This is a genomic window from Ramlibacter monticola (assembly GCF_016722785.1).
GTDB classification, from domain to species: Bacteria; Pseudomonadota; Gammaproteobacteria; order Burkholderiales; family Burkholderiaceae_C; genus Ramlibacter; species Ramlibacter monticola.
Map to the genome: position 1 here is coordinate 61,545 of NZ_JAEQNE010000013.1, position 11,462 is coordinate 73,006.

Below are 11,462 nucleotides of genomic sequence, written 5' to 3' on the forward strand. Positions count from 1 at the left end.
CTTTTCAAGGGTAAACCCTCGCTACCGTTCGTCGGAAAAATGGAATGTGCGATTTGCTGACCTTATTGATGCAAATCAAAGACTTACGTTTCGCAAAGTGTTTCGGAACGCCAAAAAGTGCACAGGCCGTCGCGGCTAAAGATATGTAAGCAGACGCTCGGTAATGGTCATGAATTGCGTTTCCATCTACATATTCGTTACCGCGAGGTAAGAAAACACCTAGAACTGAACCTCCGAATACAACGGTCTGGGAGAAGAACGAAAGTAGTTGTTTCGGTAGGCCAGTACTTGTGACTGGCTGGAGGAGGGTTCTCATGCATGCCTCTTCAGGAATGCTTGCGATGTCTTCCGCGGGAGCGCCAAGCCCCCTCGGAGCAATCGTGCTTCCGCAACGAGTGACGCGCCGGTTCGCCGACGGCCGCCTCTCGCTCATCCCCCATCCGGGCCGCCCGTCTTTCCCGTCCAGGTCCGCGCCCCGCGCCCTGCACCAGCGCCATCGACGGCGCTGATCCACGCGTCCGCTGAGGACGCTCCCCTCTCTCATCCGTAGCTGGCCCGGTCGACCAGCAGTTGCCTTGCCTGTCTCGACGGCGGGCGCGGAGAGGCTTTGCCTCGACAAAAGCGCGCCCCGTCGGTTTCCGTTCCCTAACGAGGAGAAGCGAATGGCTACCCTGAATCGCAAAGACCTGGAATTCATCCTGCAACAGATCCAGGTCGCCGAGGCCCACGCGGGCGGCGCGGACTTGACCACCCTCGTACCCACCGTGTTCGCGCCCGTCGGGCTGCGCACGGTGGACGGCAGCTTCAACAACCTGCTGCCCGGGCAATCCACCTTCGGCGCGGCGGACCAGCCGTTCCCGACCCTGATCGATCCGCAGTTCTCGCCGCCGTACAACGCACCCGGCCTCGTGTTCGATGCGCAGCCGCGCGTGATCAGCAACCTGGTCGCGGACATGAGCATCAACAACCCGGCGGCCGTGCAGGCCTTCGTGCAGGCCGGCCTGGGTTCGATCCGGACTTCCGACGGCGCACTGCTGGACGCCGACGGCAACGTGATCGGCCCCAACGCCGTTCTCACCATCCCGAACGTGACCCCCGACGTCGGCCTCTCGGCGCCCTACAACTCGTGGTTCACGTTCTTCGGCCAGTTCTTCGACCACGGCCTCGACCTGGTGAACAAGAACCCGGCCGAGGCGGTGATCATCCCGCTGCAGCCGGACGATCCGCTGTTCTCCACCGCACCCGGCGCGCCCAATTTCATGGTGTTGTCGCGCACGCTGCACGATGCCAACGGCAACGCCGTCAACCAGACGACGCCCTTCGTCGACCAGAACCAGACCTACACCTCGCACGCCTCGCACCAGGTGTTCCTGCGCGAGTACGTGCTCGACGCCAGCGGGCACCCGGTGGCCACCGGCAAGTTGCTCAACCACGCGGATGGCGGCCTCCCCACCTGGGCCGATGTCAAGACGCAGGCGCACAACCTGCTGCACATCGACCTCGACAACATGGATGTGCTCAACCTGCCGCTGCTGGTCACCGACCCGTACGGCAAGTTCGTTCCGGGGCCTAACGGCTTCCCGCAACTGGTGATCAACGCCGGCCCGCCGCCGGTGACGGTCTCCGCCACGGCGGGCACCTTCGTCGACGCCTCCGCCGGCGTGCGCACGGGCCATCCGTTCCTGGCCGACATCGCGCATGCCGCGGCGCCCGTCTCGGACACCGGCGGGATCCTGACGGCCGACACCGACACCGAGATCAACACGGGCCCGCAGGCCCCCGGCTTCTACGACGACGAACTGCTGGACCGCCACTACATCACCGGCGACGGCCGCGGCAACGAGAACATCGCGCTCACGTCCGTGCACCACGTGTTCCATTCGGAACACAACCGGCAGATCGAGGCCATCAAGACGCTGGTCACCGGCACCGGCGACCCGGACTTCATCGCCTCCTGGCACCTGGCCGACGGCTCCTGGAACGGCGAGCGCCTGTTCCAGGCCGCGCGCTTCGCCACCGAGATGCAGTACCAGCACCTGGTGTTCGAGGAATTCGCCCGCCGGGTGCAGCCGAACATCAACGAGTTCCTGGTGCCGGACGGCTACAACGTGAACATCGATCCGGCGATCGTCGCGGAGTTCGCGCATGCCGTGTTCCGCGTCGGCCACACGATGCTGACCGAGACGGTCGACCGCTTCGACCCCAACTTCGCGGCCGACGACAAGACGCTGATCGAAGCCTTCCTGAACCCGGTGGGCTTCAACAACAACGGCGACCTCAGCCCTGAAGAAGCGGCGGGCGCCATCGTGCGCGGCATGACGCGCCAGGTGGGCAACGAGATCGACGAGTTCGTCACCAGCGCGGTCCGCAACAACCTGCTGGGCCTGCCGCTGGACCTGGCGGCCCTCAACATCGCCCGCGGCCGCGACACCGGCCTGCCGAGCCTCAACGAGGCCAGGCGCGAGTTCTTCACGCAGACGAGCGAGAGCAAGCTGGCCCCGTACACCAGCTGGGTGGACCTGACCCAGCACCTGAAGCACGAGGCTTCGGCGATCAACTTCATCGCGGCCTATGGCACGCATGCGGCGCTGACGGCCGCGGACGTGGACACGGTCGAGGAAAAGCGCGCGGTGGCTGTGGCCCTGGTCATGGGCGGCAGCGCGACGATCAACGCCGGCACGCCGGAGGAGCGGATCTTCACCGCCGACGACACCGACCGGCTCGACTTCCTGAACAGCACCGGCGCCTACGCCAACACGCCCGCCGGCGTGACCACCACGGGCGTCGACGACATCGACCTGTGGATCGGCGGCCTGGCGGAGAGGCAGACCCCCTTCGGCGGCCTGCTCGGCTCGACCTTCAACTTCGTCTTCGAGCAGCAGCTGGAGAACCTGCAGAACGGCGACCGCTTCTACTACCTGTCGCGCACGGCCGGCATGCACTTCGGCACCGAGCTGGAGAACAACAGCTTCGCCGACCTGGTGATGCTGAACACCGATGCCACCCACCTGCCGGCCGACATCTTCTCGACGCCGAGCTGGATCTTCGAAGTCGACCAGCTCAAGCAGTACACGGGCCTGGGCGCCGGCGGACACGACGATCCCACCGGCGGGACCGCGCAGGTGCCGCTGGTGATCCGCGACGACCCGGCCACCGCGGGACCGGACACGAACTACCTGCGCTACACCGGCCAGGACCACGTCGTGCTGGGTGGCACCTCGGGCAACGACACCCTCATCTCCAGCATCGGCGATGACACCTTCTATGGCGACGAGGGCAACGACCGCATCGAGGGCGGCGACGGCAACGACATGATCCACGGCGGCGCCGGCGACGACATCATCACCGACAGCGGCGGCGACGACGTCATCCACGGCGAAGCGGGCAACGACGTCATCCATGGCGGCAACGGGCTGAACCTGATCCTCGGGCAGGACGGCAACGACTTCATCATTACCGGCGAGGACATCAGCACCACCTTCGCCGGCGCGGGCAACGACTTCATCCTCGGCTCGAAGCTGAACCTGCCCACGCTGGGCAACGAAGGGGACGACTGGATCGAGCTCGGCACGCAGGACGGCGCCGGCGGCGACAACTTCGACCCGCTCGGGCTCGGCACCATCATCGGCCACGACGTGTTCATCACCGGCGGGGGCTTCGACGAAGGCGAGGGCGAGGGCGGCGACGACATCATGGTGATGTCCGACGGCGAGGACCGCTTCACCGGCGGTGGCGGATTCGACTGGGGCAGCTACGCCAACGACACGGAGGGCGTGACGGGCGACCTGGCCCTGAACGCGCTCATCGAGCCGCCGGTCGTGGGCTCCAACCAGGGCATCAAGGACAAGTTCTTCCAGGTCGAAGGCCTGTCCGGCTCGTCCCACTCGGACATCCTCCACGGCTCCAAGCTCGACGTCGTTCCCGTCGGCACGGCGAGCGCCCTGCTGGGCACGCTGACCAACCCCAGCCTGTACGCCGGCATGCAGGAGCTGCTGGGCGAAGGCGTCACTTCCTTCGGCTCGGGCGACATCATCCTCGGCGGCGGCGGCAGCGACATCCTGGACGGGCGCGAAGACGACGACCTGCTCGATGGCGACCGCTGGCTCAACGTCCGCATCAGCGTGCGGGCCAACGCCGACGGCACCGGCCCGGAGATCCGAAGCGTCAACAGCATGCAGGACCTCGTGCCCGACATGTTGTCCGGCGCCATCAACCCCGGCCAGCTGCAGATCGTGCGCGAGATCCTCACCGGCGCGCCGGACTTCGACACGGCCATGTACTGGGGAAAATTTTCCGAGTACACCGTCACGACGAATGACGACGGCAGCATCACCGTGGCGCATTCGATCGATGGCGGCGTCACCGTCGGGGCCGACGGCATCGACACGCTGCGGAACATCGAGCGCATCCAGTTCGCCGACGTGGCGATCAACTTCGCGCCCGAACTCAACGCGGACCCGGTGGGCGAGCTGACCATCAGCGACACGACGCCCGCCGTCAACCAGTTGCTGACCGTCTCCGCCCTGGGCCTCACGGACCTCGACAACCTCGGCGGCATCGTCAACGGCCGGCCGATCAGCTACTTCTGGCAGGTCGAGCAGGCCCCCGGGACCGGCGTCTTCAGCGACATCGTGATTCCCTTCGGCAACCAGCCGACGTTCGTCGCCGGTCCGACCTTCACGGTGACGCCCGACCTCGACGGCCTCGTGCTGCGCGTGCGGGGCGTCTACCAGGACGACCACGGCGTGCTGGAGAACGTGTATTCCCTCCCCACCACAGCGGTGGCGGGCTCGGTTCCGGTCGCGCCCGTGACGCCCCCGCCGGCCGAGACCTATGTCGCGAACCCGAGCGGCGGTGTCCACCTGATCCGCAACGACCTCGAGTTCATGCTGGACCAGATCAAGATCGCGGAGGCGAATTCGGGCGCGTACGGCACGCCGTCCCAGGACATCCCCTCGCTGATCATGAACACGCGCCTGCCCTTCGGCCTGCGCACCGTGGACGGCACGCTGAACAACCTCACGCCCGGCCAGGAAACCTTCGGGGCGTCGGACCAGAACTTCCCGCTGCTGCTGGACCAGGTGTTCCGCAACGAGCAGGACGATCCCAGCTTCTTCGGGGTGTCCAACAACAACTACGCGGCGGTGGTGCGTGACGCGAACGGCAACGTGGTCCTCGACGCCAATGGCGTCCCCCTCGTGCAGAACGTCGTCGACGCCGATCCGCGGATCATCTCCAACCTGATCGTCGACCAGACCGGCTCCAACCCCGCGGCGGTCGCCGCCAACGGCGGGGCCGACCCGATCATGAGCCCGGGCCTGGACGGCGTCTTCGGCACCCCCGATGACCGGCCGGTCTTCTTCATTCCCAACGTCACGCCGGACGTCGGGCTGAGCTCGCCGTTCAACGCGTGGTTCACGTTCTTCGGCCAGTTCTTCGACCATGGCCTGGACCTGGTGGACAAGTCCAGCACCGCGGTCTTCATCCCCCTGCAGGCGGATGACCCGCTGATCCGGGGCGCCGACAACATCCTCAACACGCCCGACGACCTGCCGGCGAGCCAGCGTTTCATGGTCCTGTCGCGGGCGACGAACACGGCCGTCCAGGCCGGTACCGACGGCGTCCTGGGCACGGCCGACGACGTGCACTTCCACAACAACGAGACGACGCCCTTCGTCGACCAGAACCAGACCTACACCTCGCATGCGTCGCACCAGGCGTTCCTGCGCGCCTACAAGACGGTCGGCGGCCACACCGTCTCCACGGGCGAACTGCTCGATGGCGCGGATGGCGGGATCGGCAACTGGGCCGAGGTTAAGGCGCAGGCCGCCACGTTCCTGGGCATCCAGCTCACGGACGCCGACATCTTCGACGTGCCGCTGCTGGCGACGGACGCCTACGGCAAGTTCATCCCCGGGGCCCACGGCTTCGCCCAGGTCGTCACCAACCTCGGACTGATCGAAGGGGTGGCCGGCGGCCTCGACCTGCGCAACCTGCCGGGTGGCGCCCTCGTGGGGCGCAGCGGCCATGCCTTCCTGAACGACATCGCGCACAACGCCGTGCCGGTGTTCGACGCCAACGGCAATCTCGCGCCGGACGCCGGCACCCAGATCGGCAACGCCGTTCCGGTCAACGCGCAGGGCCAGAACCTCGCCTACGACAACGAACTGCTGGACAAGCACTTCATCACGGGTGACGGCCGCGGCAACGAGAACATCGGTCTGACGACGGTCCACTTCATCTTCCACGCGGAGCACAACCGGCTGGTCCACCACATCAAGGAGGTGGCGCTCGCCTCCAACGACGTGTCGTTCGCGAACCAATGGCTGCTGTCCGACATCACGCAAGCGGACGTCAACGCCATCAACGGCCTGACCGGGGATGCCAAGACCCTCGCCATCGAGTCCCTGAACTGGAACGGCGAGCGCCTGTTCCAGGCGGCGCGCTTCGGAACCGAGATGCAGTACCAGCACCTGGTGTTCGAGGAATTCGCCCGCCGCGTGCAGCCGAACATCGATCCGTTCCTGACGGAAGGCCAGGGCTACGACGCCACGATCGACCCGGCCATCGTCGCCGAGTTCGCCCACGTGGTCTACCGCTTCGGCCACTCGATGCTGAACGAGACGGTCGACCGCTTCGATCCGAACCTCAACCCCGTGAATGGCGACAGCCAGCAACTCGGGCTGATCGCCGCCTTCCTGAACCCGCTCGCGTTCTCGGCGACGGGGGGGACCGATGCGCAATCCGCCGGTGCCATCGTGCGCGGCCTGACCCGCCAGACCGGCAACGAGATCGACGAGTTCGTCACCGAGGCGTTGCGCAGCAACCTGCTGGGCCTGCCGCTGGACCTGCCCGCCCTCAACATCGCACGGGCCCGGGATGCCGGCGTGCCGTCGTTGAACCAGGCGCGCACCCAGTTCTTCGACATCACCGGCGATGCGCAGCTCAAGCCCTACGAGAGCTGGGCCGACCTGGGCCTGAACCTGAAGCACTACGAGTCGCTGGTCAACTTCGTGGCGGCCTACGGCAAGCACGCTTCGCTCACCGGCGCCACCACGCTGGCCGCCAAGCGCGCCGCGGCCTACGCGCTGGTGTACGGCGCGGACGGCCTCGACGGCATCGCCGGAACGGCCGACGACACGACCGGCGTGCCGGCCGATCGCAACGCCTTCATGAACGGGCCGGCAGCTACCACCGGCGTGAACGACATCGACCTCTGGATCGGGGGCCTGGCCGAGAAGCAGATGCCCTTCGGCGGCCTGCTCGGCTCCACCTTCAACTTCGTGTTCGAGAACCAGCTGGAGAAGCTGCAGGACGGCGACCGCTTCTATTACCTGGAGCGCACCGCGGGCCTCAACTTCCGCACCGAACTCGAACAGAACTCGTTCCAGAAGCTGATCAGCGCGAACACCGATGCGCAGCACCTGCCCGGCTTCGTGTTCTCGGACATGGCGTACACGCTGGAGGTGGACCCGACCAAGCAGCTCACCGGGCTGAATCCGGACGGCAGCGCCAACCCGGCCGGCCGTGCCGACCCGCTCGGCGTCGTGATCCGCGATGACCCGAGCACCGCGGGGGCCGACACGCACTACCTGCACTACACCGGGGAGGACCACGTCGTCCTGGGCGGCACCATCGGCAACGACACGATGATCGCCGGCATCGGCGACGACGCGCTGCACGGCGACCGGGGCGACGACCGGCTCGATGGCGGCGACGGCAACGACATCATCTTCGGCGAAGACGGCGACGACATCATCACCAACACCGGCGGCGACGACAACCTGCAGGGCGGCGACGGCAACGACGCCATCCACGGCGGCAACGGCGTCGTGCTGGTCCTGGGCGGCTTCGGCAACGACTACATCGTCACCGGCGAGGATGCGTCGGAGGTGTTCGGCGGCACCGGAAACGACTTCATCTCCGGGACCTCCGCGACCGAGTTCATATTCGGCAACGAAGGCGACGACTGGCTCGAGCACGGCATGGTCGACGGCTCGTCCGGCGACAACTTCGACGCCCGCGGCCTCGACGCCGTGGTCGGCAACGACGTGTTCTTCGGCGACATCATCGGCGACCGCATGTTCGGCGAGGGCGGCGACGACATCATGATCGGCAACGGCGGCTCGGTGGACCGCTACCTCGGCGGCTCCGGCTTCGACTGGGCCAACTTCAAGCACCCGACGCTGGGCGCGGTGGCCGACATGAACCTGCGCGTCTTCAACCCGACCGCGGCCACCGAGGTCGTCCCGAATACCGGCGCCCGCTTCTCCTTCGTCGAAGGCATGTCCGGCTCCGCGTTCTCGGACGTCCTGGTCGGTGACGACGTGGATTCCGTCGGCATCCTCGTGGCCGGCTTCACGGGCAGCGTGCTGCGGAACTTCGACCTCATCGCCGGCCTGCGCGGCTTCGTCGGCTCGGCCGGCAACGGCGCCGACGGCCTGGCCGGCACGGCGGACGACCAGTTCGACTCCGGCAACATCATCCTCGGCGGCGAAGGCAGCGACATCCTGGAAGGGCGCGGCGGCAACGACCTGATCGACGGCGACCGCTGGCTGGACGTGTACATCAGCGTGCGCGCCAACAAGGACGGGACGGGACCCGAGATCGCGCGGTCCGACACCATGCTCGCTCTGGAGGATCGGATCTTCTCCGGCGAGATCAACCCCGGCCAGCTGACCATCGTCCGCCAGATCATGCCCGGCACCGATCCGAGCTTCGACACGGCGGTGTACCGCGGCGCGCGCGGCGAATACACCGTGGTGACCGGTGCCGACGGCGTGACCACCGTGACGCACAACCTGCTCGACGCCGCCGGCGCCGTGGTGGGCGTGGGCATCGACGGCATCGACCGCCTGACGCACATCGAGCGGCTGCAGTTCTCCAACGCCGTCCTGTTGCTCGTTCCCCCGGGCAGCAACAACGGCCCGGCCGGTGCACTGAGCATCAACGACGCCACGCCGGCGGTCGGCCAGTTGCTGACGGTCTCGGCAGCGGGCGTGACGGATGCGGACAACGTGAGCGCAACGAACCTGACCGGCGCGGTCAGCAACGTGTCGTACACGTGGCAGTCCGAGACCGCGCCCGGCTCCGGGCAGTTCGTGGACATCAGCGCGGTCACGCCGGCCGGCGACGTCCTGTTCACCGGGCCGACCTACAGGCCGACCACGACCGACGCCGGCCTGGCGCTGCGGGTGAAGGCGATTTACCAGGACGCGCACGGCGTGATGGAGACGCTCTACCTCGCTCCGACGGCGGCCGTCCTGGACGGCACGCCCGGCGGTACCCTGGCCGTCTCCGACTCGACGCCGACGGAAGCCAGCGCCGTGACCGCGGTCAACCAGATCACGGACGCCGACGGCCTCGCCGGCGTGGTGTTCCACTACCAGTGGCAGGAGAGCACGGACCTGGGCGGCGGCCCGACGTTCAGGAACATCGCGGGAGCGACCACCCAGAACTTCACGCCCACGCAGGACCAGGTGAACCGGCAGCTGCGCGTGGTGGTGACCTACACCGACAACGGCGGCAACGCCAACACGGCGACTTCCGACGCGACGATCGTGACGGGTGACGTGGTGGCGCCGAATTCGGCGACGCAAGTGCTGTTCGGCACGGCGGGTCAGGACAACATGAACGCCGGCGCAGGGAACGACACGCTCAACGGGCTGGACGGCAACGATAATCTCACCGGCGGGACCGGCAATGACGTGGTTAACGGCGGCAACGGCAATGACACGCTGCACTACACGCTGGGGGACGGTGCCGACCTCATGGACGGTGGGGCCGGCCAGGACACGCTGGAAATTAGGGGCACCGTCGGCAACAACACGCTGACGGCGGTGTTCGACGGCACGGTGCTGACGACGGTCGCGGGAATGGCACCCACCGGAATCGAGGTGATCACGGCGGACCTGCTCGCCGGGGTCGACTCTCTCACCTATGCGGGTACGGTCAGCGCGGTGGCGGTGGACCTGGGCGCGGGCACCGCTTCGGGCTTCGCCTCCATCGCGGGCATCGAGAACGTGACCGGCGGCAGCGGCAACGACGTGCTGGCGGATGCCGCGGGTGTGGCCAACGTGCTCATCGGGGGCACGGGCAACGACACCTACGTCGTCCACGAGAGCGCTGACGTGATCGTCGAAGCAGGCGCGGCGGGCACGGACGAAGTCCGCACCTTCACCTCGGCATACACGCTAAGTGTCACGTTGGAGAACCTCACCTACGTCGGCACGGGCGACTTCGCCGGCACCGGCAACGCATTCGCGAACGAGATCACGGGCGGAGCAGGCAACGACTCGCTAAGCGGCGGCACCGGCGATGACTCGCTCCACGGCGGTTTGGGCAACGACACGCTGCGCGGCGGCTTTGGCAATGACGTAATCGACGGTGGCGACGGTGACGACGTCTTCGCGTACACGATCGGCGACGGCACGGATATCCTCAACGGTGGACTGGGGCTCGATACTCTGGACATTCTCGGAACTACAGCGGCCAACACGATTGGCGCCGTGTTCTCGGGAACAACCCTCGCCAGCGTCGCAGGACTCACGCCCACGGGCGTCGAGCGCACCAGGCTCGATATGCTCGGCGGCATCGACGGGCTGACCTATGCGGGCACCACGAGCGCCGTGGCGGTGGACCTGGGCGCAGGCACCGCGTCGGGCTTTGCCTCCATCGCGGGCATCGAGAACGTGACCGGCGGCAGCGGCAACGACCTGCTGGCGGATGCCGCGGGTGTGGCCAACGTGCTCATCGGGGGCGCGGGCAACGACACCTACGTCGTCCACGAGATCGCTGACGTGATCGTCGAAGCAGGCGCGGCGGGCACGGACGAAGTCCGCACCTTCACCTCGGCATACACGCTAAGTGTCACGTTGGAGAACCTCACCTACGTCGGCACGGGCGACTTCACAGGCATCGGCAACGCAGTCGCCAACGTCATCACGGGCGGAGCCGGCAACGATACGCTGCGCGGCGGCCTTGGCAATGACGTAATCGACGGTGGCAACGGTGACGACGTCTTCGCGTACACGCTCGGCGACGGCACGGATATCCTCAACGGCGGACTGGGGCTCGATACTCTGGACATTCTCGGAACTGCAGCGGCCAACACGGTTGGCGCCGTGTTCTCGGGAGCAACCCTCGCCAGCGTCGCAGGACTCACGCCCACGGGCGTCGAGCGCACCAGGCTCGATATGCTCGGCGGCATCGACGCGCTGACCTATGCGGGCACCACGAGCGCCGTGGCGGTGGACCTGGGCGCAGGCACCGCGTCGGGCTTTGCCTCCATCGCGGGCATCGAGAACGTGACCGGCGGCAGCGGCAACGACCTGCTGGCGGATGCCGCGGGTGTGGCCAACGTGCTCATCGGGGGCGCGGGCAACGACACCTACGTCGTCCACGAGAGCGCTGACGTGATCGTCGAAGCAGGCGCGGCGGGCACGGACGAAGTCCGCACCTTC

The 11,462-nt window shown here is 67.2% G+C and carries 1 protein-coding gene; it reads left to right on the forward strand.

The features are described from left to right. Positions 1-662: 662 nt before the first annotated feature. The coding region (locus JJ685_RS29320) for a peroxidase family protein (RefSeq protein ID WP_330901872.1) at positions 663-11,462 on the forward strand (10,800 nt) is incomplete at its 3' end.